Raw genomic sequence first — 14,133 nt, 5'->3', positions numbered from 1 at the left:
CTCCTAAGTGGTTCCTCTTTATAGGAAGGAATGGATTGTATGAGAGCACCCACAGCATCAACAGGAGGGCGCATTGCTACAGCGACAGCTCACCTAAAAAAGAAAAAGCAGCACCCCTTTGCCATAATATTTATACTTCCATCATTGATACTGTACACCTTGTTTGTTATCGTTCCTACCCTTGGCAGTGTTTATCTCAGCTTTACCTCTTGGAATGGAATAAGCGAGGATATCCGATTTATTGGCTTCGCAAATTTTGTTGAGATATGGAATAGTCCCCGGGTTCATAATGCGCTTAAGAACACACTCATCATGACCATAAGTCTAGTCATTCTGGAAAACATAGCGGCGATTGCCATGGCCCTGATGGTTGATAGGATAAGGTGGTTCAAAAATTTATTTCGCAGTATTTTTTACTTTCCCACTTTGCTTAGCGGGATCGTTATGGGCTTCGTATGGGCGATGATCCTTAATTATAATTTTGGCGTTGTAAATCAAATCCTAGACACAGTCGGACTTGGAAGCTGGGCTGTCGATTGGTTGGGAGACCCCAAATACGCAATGCTGTCCATCATTCTGTCCACGGTCTGGAAAGGTGCTGGTTATTACATGATCATCTATCTGGCAGGGCTACAGGGAATCCCAGCAGACTTGTCTGAAGCCGCAAGCATTGATGGAGCGAATGGCTGGCAGCAGTTCCGTTATATTACCTTTCCGCTGCTTGCTGGCTCTATGACCGTATGTATGGTGCTTTCCATGATCAGTGCACTAAAAATATTCGATCAAATTGCTGTTATGACGGATGGGGGACCCGGCTTTGCGACTGAAACGTTGACCTACATTATTTACAAGGTAGGCTTTGGCGAATTGAGACAGGGCTTCGGCACTGCGCTTGCTATAGTATTGTTTGTCATTATATTGATCATTACCATTATTCAAGTGAAAATTCTCCGAAAAAGGGAGGTGCAGTATTGATATGAGCATGCAAGCACGCCAAAAAATAGGCGAAGTGATCCTGTTCGTGGTTACTCTGCTAGTAGCGGTCGTATTCTTTTTTCCGATTCTATTTAACCTAATGTCTGCCTTCAAAAGCAATGGTGAAATTATGCGCGATGCTCTGTCATTTCCGACCTCACTGTATCTAGGCAATTTCAAATATTTGTTGACTGAGACTGAGTTCCCAAAAGCAATTGTCAATAGTTTGATCTTGACCGTTGTTTCAATCGTTATGCAAATCTTGATTATTCCGATGGCAGGGTATGCGATTGAAAGAAGAAACGCCAAATGGACCCATTTCGTGTTCCTTTATTTTCTTGCCGGGATGATGATTCCTTTTCAGGCTTACATGATTCCGTTATTCAAAGAGCTTAAAATCCTTGGTCTTTACGGAAGTCTAGCAGGACCGATTTTTATTTATATCGCCGGCGCTGTGGGCTTCGGATGCTTGCTCTACACAAGCTTTGTAAAAGGGATTCCTAAGGAAATTGAAGAAGCAGCAGAGATTGACGGCTGTAGCAGGTACACTATTTTCTGGAGAATTGTATTTCCGTTGTTAGGTCCGGTTACGGCTAGTATGGTCGTATTGAACGGGCTTGGCATCTGGAACGATTTTCTCTTGCCAATGCTAGTACTTCCATCCGGTGAACCTAAAACGATGGTTGTAGAAATTTATCGATATATCGGGGAGTTTTCGTCAAGATGGGATATGATTTTCGCCGGAACCGCCTTGTCCGTTGTTCCTGTGCTTATTGCATTCGTTTTTATGCAAAAGTTCTTCATTAAAGGAATTTCGTCAGGGGCCACAAAAGGATGAAAAATCCTTCTTCCTTCCATTTAACAAATTACTCTACAGGAGGTTCTCCTTAGACATGAACAAAATTGTTAACCCTGTTCTGGTTGGCTTTCATCCTGCCCCCTCTCTGATCCGAGTCGGGGATGACTACTATATGGCTACTTCTACTTTTGAGTGGTTTCCTGGTGTGGAAATCCACCATTCTCGGGACCTGATTCATTGGAGGCTGAAAGCCAGAGCTCTTACAGAATCCTCTCAAGTTAATTTAAGAGGCAATGTCGCATCCGGATCAATCTGGGCGCCTGCAATTTCCTATGATGATGGTTTATTTTATTTGTTATTTACGGATGTAAAATCGCGCAGCAGAGTGTATAAGGACCTGCATAACTATATCATTTGTTCGAAAAGCATTGAGGGTCCTTGGAGCCAACCGGTAAGACTGAATGGCAGCGGTTTTGATCCATTTCTGTTCCATGACGATGACGGACGCAAGTGGCTGCTCAATATGCGTTGGGACTTCAGAAAAAATCACAACAACTTTTCAGGTATTATCATGCAGGAATATGATGCAAAGTCTCAATCCCTGATTGGACCAATACACGAAATTTATAAGGGCACGCCAGTAGGCGTTACAGAAGGACCCCAGCTGTATAAACGGGGAGAGTTCTACTATTTATTAACCGCAGAGGGCGGAACAGGGGTCCAGCACATGGTAACTCTTGCGCGCAGCCGCAATCTGACCGGACCTTATGAAACGGACCCCCATTTTCCGCTCATGACCACGGCGCACGATCCAACATACCCATTGCAGCAGGCGGGTCATGGGACGCTGGTCGAAACGCAGCACGGGGAGTGGTATATGGCCCATCTGTGTACCAGGCCTTTTTCTGACATTTCTTTAATGAATCCGCTCGGCAGGGAAACAGCGATTCAGAAGTGTATATGGACCGAAGATGGCTGGCTACGTCTGAGCCAAGGCGGCAAATTACCGGCTCTGGAGACAGAAGCTCCGAACCTGCCAAGCCATCCTTTTCCAGCAGAAGAACCTAGAGACCACTTTGACAGGGAGGACATTGGCCTTGCGTATCAAAGTCTGCGTGTCCCATTCGATCCCTCATGGGTTTGCCTGACCGACAGACCCGGATTCTTGCGCTTACGCGGAAGAGAATCGCTTGCGTCTTTACATGATCAAAGCATGGTTGCCCGCCCAATCCAGCATTTCCATTGCTCGGTGGAGACCTGCATGGAATTTAAGCCGGAAAGCTTTTATGAAATGGCCGGTTTGGTTTGCTACTACGATGATGGAGATTACTACTATTTACGAGTGACTGGCGACGAAATCCGGGGAGTTACGCTAGGTGTAATCCTATCTAAGGCAGGCAAATATGATGAGATTTCGACAATGCAGCTTTCAGTAGTAGATTGGAAGCAATACTATTTGAAAGCCGTAATTCATGGACGGGATTTGATATTCTATGCATCTCCTGACGGGCAGGAGTGGACTGCCGTATGTAATCCACAGGACTTTGGCACACTGTCAGACGAATATGGAGGCAAACTCGGATTTACAGGAGCTTTTGTCGGAATCTGTGTCCAAGATCTGGATAGGCAGAGCAAGGAGGCCTGGTTTGACTATTTTGAATATCTTCCTCTGGAAAGTCTTTTAGACCATACTTCTCCGCAGAAAGAGAAATAGAGGGTAACGCCCATGTTTGGTTATTTTCGTGACAGGCTGGGGTTGTCTTCATATTAGAGAATAAAGAAGGGATGAAATTCATGCTTACTTTAGATAGCACAACCGTTTGGGTTAACGAGATCGTAGACCAAATCATCGCTAAGATGGACTGGCTCAGCGAAAAATCAAGAAACAAAATCCCGTATACAACAATCGATGGTGAACATGATGACCGATCGGTCTGTAATCCTACCCGTACGGAAGCGGATGGAATAAGTTGGTGGACCAATGGATTCTGGGGGGGAATGCTGTGGCAGATGTATCATGTAACAGGCAATCCGAAATACAAGGACGTTGCCGAAATCTCTGAGCAGAAACTGGATGCCTGCTTTCATAATTATTATGGTCTGCATCATGATTTAGGCTTCATGTGGCTCCCCACGAGTGTGGCTAACTTTAAACTCACCCAGAATCCAGTATCCCGTAAACGGGCAATGCACGCGGCAAACCTACTTGCAGGTCGCTACAATCCGGCAGGGGAATTCATTCGGGCCTGGAACGACCTAGAAGGCAAAGATACCAGAGGCTGGGCCATCATTGACTGCATGTTGAACATTCCGCTCTTGTACTGGGCTTCCGAAGAAACCGGCGATCCTCGTTTTCGGCAGATTGCTGTGAAGCATGCGGACATGACCATGAATACTTTTGTGAGAGCAGATGGGTCCGTCAACCATATTGTCGAATTGGATCCATTTGTAGGTGGAGTGGTAAAAACCTATGGCGGACAGGGGTACGAGGAAGGATCTTCATGGACGCGGGGGCAAAGCTGGGCATTGTATGGGTTCATGATGAGCTATAACCATACGCAAAAAGAAGAGTATCTGAATACGGCCAAGAGGGTTGCCCATTATTTTATCGCCAATATTCCTGAAAATGGGGTTACTCCAGTCGATTTCAGACAGCCCAAAGAACCGGCGCTTGAGGATTCGACGGCTGCAGCCATTGCCGCCTGTGGTCTGATCGAGATTGCCAAAGTGGTCGGGTTGCATGAGAAGGATATGTATTTGCGAGCAGCGATAAAACTGCTGCAGGCGCTACATGTCGACTGGACGACTGGCTGTGACTGCATCCTCAAGAACGGCTCTGCCTCATACCATGCCACTACTCATCATCAATCCATCATTTATGGCGATTATTTTTTCATAGAAGCTATGTTCAAGCTCAAGGGGAGCGATTTATATTTCTGGTAAACAAGATTACAACCCTGAGAATATCGAGTTTAATCGACAACTATATAAATATAACAAAACTAGACAAGACAACTGTTGAGAGAAAGTTGTCTTGTTTTGCACTTTTAGGACCCATACCATGGAGTTAGGAAAACAGATTTTAAAACTTTTTAATCATCAAGGCATAGTACTGGAAAACAAAAATATATATGCTTTAGGTCGCTTTGATAAAATTTCATCGCTGGGAATGATACAGAAAATCTATTAAAGCGAATAATTTTTTAGTTGTAAAAGAAAGCGTTTACTTAAGGGTTGTTCCACGTTTGTTTGTTTTTGTCCCAATTATGAACGGAAAGGAGAAGACTTTGCCATGCCTCAGGGATAGAGATTGGAATTGAAATCTATGAGAAGCAGGGGTAACCAATTAGCTGTTTATTATGCTCAATAGGAGGTTTGGGAATGAAAAAAACCATAACATGCTTGATTTTGTTTGGACTGCTTATGAGTATGTTGCCGATCAAAAATGTGAGCGCTTCCGATAATACTAGGCTTACCCAATCGGCAACCGCAAGCTCCATCGAAGATGCGAGTAAAGCGGCTGATTTTGCGATTGACGGTGACCCGCTAACTAGATGGTCCTCACAATATTCAGATCCGCAGTGGATAAGTGTAGATCTCGGTAGCACCACCAAAATCAATGGCGTTACGCTTAACTGGGAAGCCGCTTACGCGAAGTCTTACCAAGTTCAGACATCGACGGATGATGATCATTGGACTACCGTCTATTCCACCACGACTGGAGATGGAGGAATCGATAAGATATCTTTCGAAGCAACAGACGCTAGATATGTAAAAATGAGTGGCATTGAAAGGGCTACCAGCTACGGATATTCCCTTTGGGAATTTGAAGTGCATTCAGCTGACCAGCCGGAGGATAACTCACCTCCAACAGCGCCCTCCAATCTGGTCAGTTCCTCTGTATCGGATACGACAGTAAGCTTGCAGTGGACGGAATCTACAGACAATGTAGGTGTTTCAGGCTACGACATCTACAAAGGATCAGACCTCGTAGGTTCCAGTGCGTCGACATCCTTCATCGTTACCGGCTTAACAGCCAACATGGCGTACAGCTTTTACGTGAAAGCTAGAGATGCCGCAGGTAACGTGTCAGATACAAGCAATGTGATTGATGTTACCACCACCACAGCTAACACAAATATTGTTTCAGGTGAAACATATAAACTAACGGCACAGCATAGCGGCAAAAATCTGGAAGCAGGAGACTCAACTGCCGATGGAGCGAAGGTACAGCAGTGGACGGACAGCGGCAGCGCTCGGCAGAGATGGAAAGTCATTGACGTTGGCAACGGATATTATAAATTGATTGTACAATCCAGCGGTAAAGCATTAACAGTAGCCGGAGGCTCCTCAGAAGATGGTGCTAGTGTACAGCAATGGACAGACAGCGATTTAACTAATCAAAAATGGAAAATGATTGACGTCGGCGATGGATATTATAAGCTGCTTGTACAATCTAGCGGTAAAGCGCTGGATGTAATCGGGGGTTATACTAATGACGGGGCAAATGTGCAGCAATGGACGGATAACGGAAATGATCAGCAGAAGTGGAAGTTTACGCTTGTTGACTCAACCCCTGATACGACGGCACCAACAGCACCAACAAATCTGAAAAGCTACTCCAAAACAAACACTTCGGTGAGTCTTGTATGGACCGCATCAACAGACGATGTAGATGTTACCAGCTACGATGTGTATAATGGAACAACTTTAGTCAATTCAACAACCACGACAAGTTATACGGTGACGGGACTTACCGCTAATACAGCATACAGCTTCACTGTAAAAGCCAAGGATGCAGCAGGAAATATTTCAGCAGCAAGTAATATCATAAAAGTTACGACGAATTCTACAACTGAGAATACAGGTTTTTATATTAACGGAACAACGCTCTACGATGCCAAGGGAAATCCGTTTGTGATGAGGGGAATCAATCACGCTTATACCTGGTATAAGGGACAAGAGTCTGTAGCGATCCCTGCCATTGCGAAAACGGGAGCGAATACTATTAGAATCGTACTGTCAGATGGTCAGCAATGGACGAAAGATGATCTGTCAGCGATACAAAATTTAATCACATTATCAGAGCAAAACAAATTAGTCGTTGTTCTTGAAGTCCATGATGGCACAGGGTCTGACAGCGCTGCTGTATTGGATAATATCGCTAATTACTGGATTGAAATGAAAAGCGCACTCATTGGGAAAGAAAGCACCGTCATCCTCAATATCGCGAACGAATGGTATGGAACCTGGGATGGAGGAGGCTGGGCGCAAGGTTATAAGTCTGTTATTCCTAAGCTCAGAAATGCTGGCATCAAAAATACAATTATTGTTGACGGTGCAGGATGGGGGCAGTACCCGCAATCTATTTTTGACTACGGAACAGAAGTCTTTAATGCAGATCCACTTAAAAATACGATGTTCTCCATTCATATGTACGAATATGCCGGCGGAAATGCCGCCACAGTAAAGAGCAATATGGATAATGTACTGAATAAAAACCTGGCTCTGCTGATTGGAGAATTTGGTATTAAGCATACAAGCGGTGATGTGGATGAGGCTACCATTATGAGTTACGCTGAGCAAAAGAGCGTAGGTTATCTTGCATGGTCTTGGAAAGGAAACAGCCCGGGTCTTGATTATCTGGATATGACCACTGACTGGCAAGGATCCAGCCTTACGGAACAAGGTCGTATTATCATTGAAGGCCCTAATGGTATTAGGGCGACATCAAGATTAAGCACGGTTTATAGCGATTCAGCCAACAAATAGTCATCCAGTAAACCATGAGTATTTAACGTTAGCCAACAGTGTCCAGCATGAAAACAAGTCTTTGCTGTATGCAAAGCCGCCAACTTGGCGGCTTTTTTTTGTTGCAGAGTAAGAATATACATCGAATCAATTCAAATGTCGTCTTACAATCTACTAACTTAAAAGAATAATAAACAAGTTATGGAGACGGAGACGATTGAAAGTATATTAACTTGAGAAAGCAGCTACAATGTTCATTAGAGAAGCAGCACCCTGAAATTCAGAGAACATGTTAGAATCAGAAACGGATAATTTTATTGAAGAAAATGAACTAAGGAGCGGTTGAAATGGCGCGTGTTTTATTTATTAATGGTGGATCAGAGGGACATATCAATCCAACCATTGGAGTTGTACAGGAGCTTATTTCGCGCGCGGAGAAGAGGTAGTGTACTTTTCTATAGAAGCCTTTCGGGAGCGTATCGAGAGGACGGGAGCTTCAGTACGAACATTTGACGATCAAAAATTTATAAAAGCTTTTATCTCAGGTGGAAGAGATTATTTGCTGGAAAGAATTAACGGTCTTTTACTTACGGCAGATATCATCATTCCAAGCGTTCTCGAACAGATCAAAGGAGAGTATTTTGATTATATCGTCCATGATTCCATGTTTGGCTGTGGACGTATACTTGCTCAAATTCTTAAGCTTCCTGCAATCAGCTCGTGTACTTCTTTTGCCCACACAAAGGAATCATTCGCTCATAATATGGAACAATTCTCCAATCGTGTCCCTACAGATATCGTTAAACCTATAAATGATAAATTTCAAAACTTGACGGCGATGGTGAAGGAAAAATATGGCGTGGAGATCCACTCACCTTACGAAGTGTTTTGTAATCCTGCCCCACTTACAATCGTATATACAACAAGGGAATTTCAACCTTATGAAGAAGCATTCGACCAAACCTATAAATTTGTAGGTCCATCCATCTCTTCACGATTAACGCAAGAAAGCTTCGATTTTACTGCAATCAAGGGAAAAAAAACAATTTACATCTCATTGGGTACAGTCTTTAACCGAGCAATTGACTTCTATAAGATTTGTATTGAGGCATTTGGGAACACGGATCATACAATTGTCATGTCGATTGGGAATAGAACCCAAGTTTCCGATTTAGGGGAAGTTCCTGAAAACTTCATCGTAAAAAATGATGTACCACAAACGGATATCTTGCAACACACTAAATTATTTATTACACATGGTGGAATGAACAGTACCCACGAAGGTCTATATTACGGGGTTCCGCTGATTATAATCCCGCAAAGCGCGGATCAACCGATCATCGCAGGACAAGTCGCCAATATGGGAGTAGGTATTAAGTTACAAATGGAAAGCTTGACTGCAAATCAATTGCGTGAAGCCGCAGATCATGTGTTAAGCCTCCCATTCAAAAAAGCTGTTGCACATATGAGAGAATCTTTTCAAAAAACTGGTGGATATCACCAAGCTGTTAATGAGATTTTCGCATTTAAAGGTCAATATCATATTTAAATATATATTGGATGTAAGCTCGTCTATTGCAGCATATTAGGGAATTCGGTAGAATTTACTCATACTACTTATGAGTAAGCTGGAAGGAGAGAGTAAAGGTTGAAGCAGGAGTATTGTACGCCGACTCAGCACCCAAAGTGGTTTGGACTGGCTGTTCAAGCGCTTGTTATATTGTCGCAGGAAGACAAAAGCATAGCTTGTCCAAGTATTGAACTCGCCAAATATCTTCAGTCGGAGCCTTCTTTGCTGCGCCGCATACTTTCCGTTCTCGCAAAGGAAGGGTTTATCGGGACCCGGGAAGGCCGTGACGGCGGGTACCACCTTAGGAAACCGGCAGAATCTATACAACTGGTTGATGTATACGATGTATTTCGTTCAGGCAGCAGGCTTTCCTTCGGTATTACCGAGACAGCTGGCACGCATCCGCTCGGTAAATGTATGAAATCTACGCTTGAGGATATTACTCAAGAAATGGACGACAGCATACGCGGAGTATTAAGCAAGTACACGATTGCAGATCTCGCCAACCAACTGGAAGCCAAGCTTTAGATGGACCTGGAAAAAGACGGTTGACAGCGGCTTGCTTAGATTTTATACTGTGCAATATAAACCACAGTTAAATGCAAGCCGCGCGCAGCGTTAATTTTTAAGGTTATCTGTGTGATAATGAACACAGTTATGTCTGTGCGCAGAAGCGTAAATATTTTGGATTTTTCAAGGTACTTCGTTTTAGTAGGAATTCAAGCTCTGACTAGCCGCAAAGTCTGAATTTAACTGTGCTGAATAAAAAACAGTATTTATTTAAAAGGAGGATTCATAATGTCAACTTCAACTCATACTGGCCAGAGCTCCGCCTTGTTCGCCGATGTCATCCGCGAGCGCCGCTCTGTGCGTCATTACGACAAATCGGTTCGTCTATCTCACGAGGAAATTAAGGATATTCTGAAAGAAGCGTCGCTTGCACCTTCTTCGAGTAATGTTCAGCCCTGGCGCTTCTTGGTTATTGAAACAGAGGAATTGAAAGCAAAACTGCAGCCCATCGCCTATAATCAATCCCAGGTTACTGAGGCTGCAGCGGTGATCGTTGTGCTTGGTGATACGGAAGGATATAAGAAGCTCGATGAAGTTTTCGGCGAAGCAGTAAAACATGGCTATATAGCGGAAGATACCGCTAAATCGTTCGTAGAAAGATCGATTCATACGTATGCTTCGTTACCAGAGGAAAGACTTCACAAAGTCATTCATATCGATGGTGGTATTGTATCCCAGCAGCTCATGCTGGTTGCACGTGCTCACGGCTACGATACGGTCGCGATGGGTGGCTATAATGCGGCCGAGCTTAAGCAAGCGTTCGGTATTAGAGACCGCTACATTCCAATCATGCTGATTGCACTCGGTAAAGCGGCACAACCGGGTCATCAGACAACTCGGCTGCCGATAGACGACATCACATTCTTTAACGAGATGCCCGCTAACTAAAAACAAAACCCAACGAATTTAATTTTATGAATGAATAGAGACGAGAAATGACAACTTAAGGAAGTAGTATACATTCACAATTTCCAAAGGAGGATATCTGTTATGGCTCACCAGAAGAGAAGGAAAGAAGCTGCATGGAAGTCACGAAAGCAAGAACAGCATCCCCATGGTAAAATCAAATCGCTCAAGGAATTGTCCAGCGAACAGGATTGAGGAGTATACTACTTGGAAAAGAAGGGCTGTCGATGAAATTTATCGGCAGTCTTCCCATGGTGTGTGATCATAAAGGCCCTTCATACAGGCGGCATCCAATATGTTTTATTTCAGTGGTCAGTGTTATTGGAGGCATTAAGTTAGCTATTCACCCCTGAAAATATACTTAATATTTTCAGGGGTGTTTTATTAGGTTTTCTTTGTCAAAGCGAAAAATTACTGCAATTCACCAATGCGTGTGGGGTACTGTCGGCCCTTTTACGGAAAGCTTACCGACGGACGGTAGAGGACGTTCTTCGCTTGCAAGAAGCCGTAAACTGATGATAACGTTAATTTGACGAAAGCTAAATTAGGATGGGAGTTGAAAATTCTTGAAGAAACTCGGTAAATTTTTGCTTGTAGGTTTAAGCTTGGGGTTGGGCCTTGCAATCGGTAATCTACAGACTCCTGCCGCCTCTGCCGCTGGTACCGAATATTATGTGTCGACAATTGGTAGCGATTCCAACGTGGGAACAAGCGACGCGCCGTGGAAAACGCTCCAGCATGCGGCTGACACAGTCTCTCCAGGCAGCAAGGTCTATGTCCGAGGCGGTGTTTACAAGGAGAAACTGAAAGTCACCCGCTCTGGCTCCGCCTCGCAAGGCCCCACCGTGTTCGCAAGCTATGGCAACGAAACCGCCATTGTTGACGGAACAGGCCTATCGGTCAGCGGGAACGAGGGGTTAATCGAATTGGCCGATGTCGATTACGTTACCATCCAGGGGTTTGAAATCCGCAATTTTACCACAGCTTCCAAGAACGCAGTGCCTACAGGCATTTACGTTTACGGTGCAGGGAACTTCATCAATCTGTCCGATAACAAAATCCACGACATCAAAAACACGGCCACCCCAACCGGAAAGGACCGGCTGGGACGGGACGCTCACGGCATCGCTGTTTATGGCACGAAAGCTCCTGCATCGATTCACAACCTTACAATCAGCGGCAATGAACTATACAATCTCGTGCTCGGCTCCAGCGAATCGCTTGTTTTAAACGGTAATGTGAACGGCTTTGCAGTGACCAGCAACCTCATTCACGATAACGACAACATAGGAATCGATCTGATCGGCTTTGAAGGAACCGCACCGAATACTGCTTACGATCAAGTGCGAAACGGGTTGGTAAAGGGCAACCGAGTGTACAATAATTCGGTTCGAAATAACCCATCCTACAAGAGCGATGACAACTCGGCCGGCGGCATTTATGTAGATGGGGGCAAGGACAACATTATTGAGCAGAACTACAGCTATAACAATGACATCGGTGTCGAAATAGCCTCCGAGCATGCCGGCAAAGCCACCAGTAATATTACGGTCCGCAGTAACGTGATATATAACAACCGATTGACCGGCATTGCTATGGGCGGCTATGATGACGAACGTGGCTCAACGGTAAACAGCAAGATCGTGAACAATACGCTGTACAAGAACGATACATTGGACGATGGAAGCGGCCAGCTTTTAGTTCAGTATGATACACGAAACAACGTGATTAAGAACAATAATTTCGTAGCGAGTTCGACTGATGTGTTGATCTACAATGGATATACCCAAAATTCCGGCAATGTTGTTGATTATAATTTATATTTTGCACCTGGTGGCAGTTCGGGAGCCAACTGGACCTGGAAAGATAAAGAATATACGGGATTCGCCACGTACAAATCGGGAACGGGTAACGATGCGCATTCTCTGTTTGTCGATCCTAAATTCGTGAATGTCACGAATGGCGACTTCCATTTGCAGCCCTCGTCACCAGCGATCGATTCAGGATCAACGGATAACACCATCATCGGAACCGAGGATATCGACGGGGAGCCCCGCGTGAAAGGGAAGGCCGTGAATATCGGTGCAGATGAGTGAAACAAAACTAGACTAAAATGAATAGCTGATTTATCCCAAAAGCCCTCTAGATTCGAGGGCTTTTGTCTTTATACATATAGCATTCATAATTTGTGTATTTGCAATTTTTGTAGTTCTTGATACACTATAATTGATAATGAGAATCATTATTGATTAATTGAAAGGTCACTTTATGATCACCGAGCGCTTGTTGCTATGGAGGGGCATTCGTCCTGGATGTTAACTCGGTTGGCTTTGCCTACTTGAGCATACACTGATCGGAACATTTCCTAGGCGCAACATTATTTTTCTATAGAGAAAGGTTGATAGTATTTTTGGTAGTCCTGACCCTACAATGATGTTTGCGGCGATTGCTCGTGAAACCGAGCGAATTGGATTAGTGACAACAATTTCCACTACGTTCAATCCGCCGTATGTTGTCGCAAGGCAGCTTCAGTCGTTACACTGGCTCAGCAACGGACGTGCTGGCTGGAATATCGTGACTTCGATTGAAGGGGCAGAAAATTTCGGTGATTCGCCTATACCTTCACCGCAAGAAAGATATGCGAAAGCCATGGAATTTACTGACGTCGTTCGCAAGCTCTGGGAAAGTTTCCCGAACGAAGCAATTGTGATTGATCGGGAGTCAGGCATTTTTTCTGATAAGGATAAGGTTACTTCAATCCATCATTCAGGTGATTTTTTCAGTGTCCGGGGGCCGCTTACTTTGCCTGCCCATACATCGGGGTCCATTCCTTTATTTCAAGCAGGCGCGTCAGATACAGGGCGAAATTTTGCCTCTTCAATAGCGGATGCTATCTTTGCGGCGATGCCAGATCTTGAGTCCGGCGTGGAATTACGAACCGATCTGAGAAGAAGAGCCAAGGAACATGGACGCGATCCGAACGCCATCAAAGTTTTGCCAGGATTGTATTTTTTCTTGGCTGAAACTCGCGAGGAAGCGCATGAATTGCATAAGTCTGCACATGCTCATTTGAGTGTGGAGCGCAGACATGCATCGCTCAAGTCAGTACTTGGCCTTGATTTAAGCAGCTTTGAGTTGGATCATTGCGTAACTGCCGATATGCTTCCCGATCCAAATCAGCCAGTCCGCAGCCGGACACATGCTGAGCTTTTGCGCCGGTATATTACGAAGTATGAGCCTACAGTGGAAGAGGTATTGGCAAGACCTGAGGTCGTTGGTTCTGCACATTGGGTCTCCGTTGGAACGGTTGATGACGTATTGAACGAGATTATTCAGCGGTTTGAGGCTGGGGCGATTGACGGATTTATAGCTCTTCCGGGCGGTTCAGAAGAATCTATGAAAATATTCTTTGAAAAACTGATGCCGCAGTTGGTTGAAAGAGGTTTGTTCAGAAGCGAATACGCAGGTTCTACACTGAGGGCACATTTAGCTATTTAACCTCTAATACTATCGAGGAACGAGAACATTAAAAGTCGCTATTTTGTGGCTTTTTTTGTTTTAA

At 44.5% G+C, this 14,133-nt stretch carries 9 protein-coding genes and 2 pseudogenes; all 11 read left to right on the top strand.

What is annotated here, in order from left to right:
• The first annotated feature begins 39 nt into the window (after nucleotides 1-39).
• On the top strand, nucleotides 40-975 hold the full coding sequence (locus ACUC6J_RS12575) for a carbohydrate ABC transporter permease (protein WP_447248922.1): 936 nt from the start codon (nucleotides 40-42) through the stop codon (nucleotides 973-975).
• Nucleotide 976: 1 nt separating this feature from the next.
• Nucleotides 977-1,813 carry a carbohydrate ABC transporter permease gene (locus ACUC6J_RS12570; RefSeq protein WP_016820843.1) on the top strand — a complete coding sequence of 279 codons (837 nt, stop codon included), beginning with the start codon at nucleotides 977-979 and terminating at the stop codon, nucleotides 1,811-1,813.
• Between the two features lie 55 nt (nucleotides 1,814-1,868).
• Nucleotides 1,869-3,488 (top strand): glycoside hydrolase family 43 protein, encoded by a 1,620-nt coding sequence (locus tag ACUC6J_RS12565; protein WP_447248921.1) that lies wholly within the window; start codon nucleotides 1,869-1,871, stop codon nucleotides 3,486-3,488.
• An 80-nt stretch (nucleotides 3,489-3,568) separates the two neighbouring features.
• Nucleotides 3,569-4,717 carry a glycoside hydrolase family 88 protein gene (locus ACUC6J_RS12560; protein ID WP_447248920.1) on the top strand — a complete coding sequence of 383 codons (1,149 nt, stop codon included), beginning with the start codon at nucleotides 3,569-3,571 and terminating at the stop codon, nucleotides 4,715-4,717.
• Between the two features lie 438 nt (nucleotides 4,718-5,155).
• Entirely contained in the window at nucleotides 5,156-7,546 is a 2,391-nt protein-coding gene (locus tag ACUC6J_RS12555) for a cellulase family glycosylhydrolase (protein WP_447248919.1), read from the top strand.
• Between the two features lie 326 nt (nucleotides 7,547-7,872).
• Nucleotides 7,873-9,074 (top strand): annotated as a pseudogene (locus tag ACUC6J_RS12550) (macrolide family glycosyltransferase).
• 99 nt (nucleotides 9,075-9,173) lie between these two features.
• Nucleotides 9,174-9,623 carry an RrF2 family transcriptional regulator gene (locus ACUC6J_RS12545; protein ID WP_016820848.1) on the top strand — a complete coding sequence of 150 codons (450 nt, stop codon included), beginning with the start codon at nucleotides 9,174-9,176 and terminating at the stop codon, nucleotides 9,621-9,623.
• 270 nt (nucleotides 9,624-9,893) lie between these two features.
• Complete coding sequence (locus ACUC6J_RS12540) at nucleotides 9,894-10,553, top strand: nitroreductase family protein (protein WP_447248918.1); 660 nt, start codon at nucleotides 9,894-9,896, stop codon at nucleotides 10,551-10,553.
• A gap of 102 nt (nucleotides 10,554-10,655) precedes the next feature.
• The gene (locus tag ACUC6J_RS12535) at nucleotides 10,656-10,766 is read left to right on the top strand and encodes a DUF6254 family protein (RefSeq protein ID WP_014599788.1); all 111 of its coding nucleotides are present in this window, start codon (nucleotides 10,656-10,658) and stop codon (nucleotides 10,764-10,766) included.
• A 371-nt stretch (nucleotides 10,767-11,137) separates the two neighbouring features.
• Nucleotides 11,138-12,667, top strand: a complete 1,530-nt coding sequence (locus ACUC6J_RS12530) for a choice-of-anchor Q domain-containing protein (RefSeq protein ID WP_447248917.1) — start codon at nucleotides 11,138-11,140, stop codon at nucleotides 12,665-12,667.
• Nucleotides 12,668-12,980: 313 nt separating this feature from the next.
• Nucleotides 12,981-14,069, top strand: a pseudogene (locus ACUC6J_RS12525) (NtaA/DmoA family FMN-dependent monooxygenase); the annotation flags it as partial.
• Nucleotides 14,070-14,133 lie beyond the last annotated feature (64 nt).

Source organism: Paenibacillus sp. JJ1683 (assembly GCF_053006485.1).
This window is presented reverse-complemented; position numbering and strand designations above follow the sequence as displayed.

What these genes read in the sequence shown, in the direction of transcription:
- ACUC6J_RS12535 (WP_014599788.1), top strand. Translation starts at nt 10,656, where the DNA reads ATGGCTCACCAGAAGAGAAGGAAAGAAGCTGCATGGAAGTCACGAAAG.
- ACUC6J_RS12575 (WP_447248922.1), top strand. Translation starts at nt 40, where the DNA reads ATGAGAGCACCCACAGCATCAACAGGAGGGCGCATTGCTACAGCGACA.
- ACUC6J_RS12570 (WP_016820843.1), top strand. Translation starts at nt 977, where the DNA reads ATGAGCATGCAAGCACGCCAAAAAATAGGCGAAGTGATCCTGTTCGTG.
- ACUC6J_RS12540 (WP_447248918.1), top strand. Translation starts at nt 9,894, where the DNA reads ATGTCAACTTCAACTCATACTGGCCAGAGCTCCGCCTTGTTCGCCGAT.
- ACUC6J_RS12565 (WP_447248921.1), top strand. Translation starts at nt 1,869, where the DNA reads ATGAACAAAATTGTTAACCCTGTTCTGGTTGGCTTTCATCCTGCCCCC.
- ACUC6J_RS12555 (WP_447248919.1), top strand. Translation starts at nt 5,156, where the DNA reads ATGAAAAAAACCATAACATGCTTGATTTTGTTTGGACTGCTTATGAGT.
- ACUC6J_RS12560 (WP_447248920.1), top strand. Translation starts at nt 3,569, where the DNA reads ATGCTTACTTTAGATAGCACAACCGTTTGGGTTAACGAGATCGTAGAC.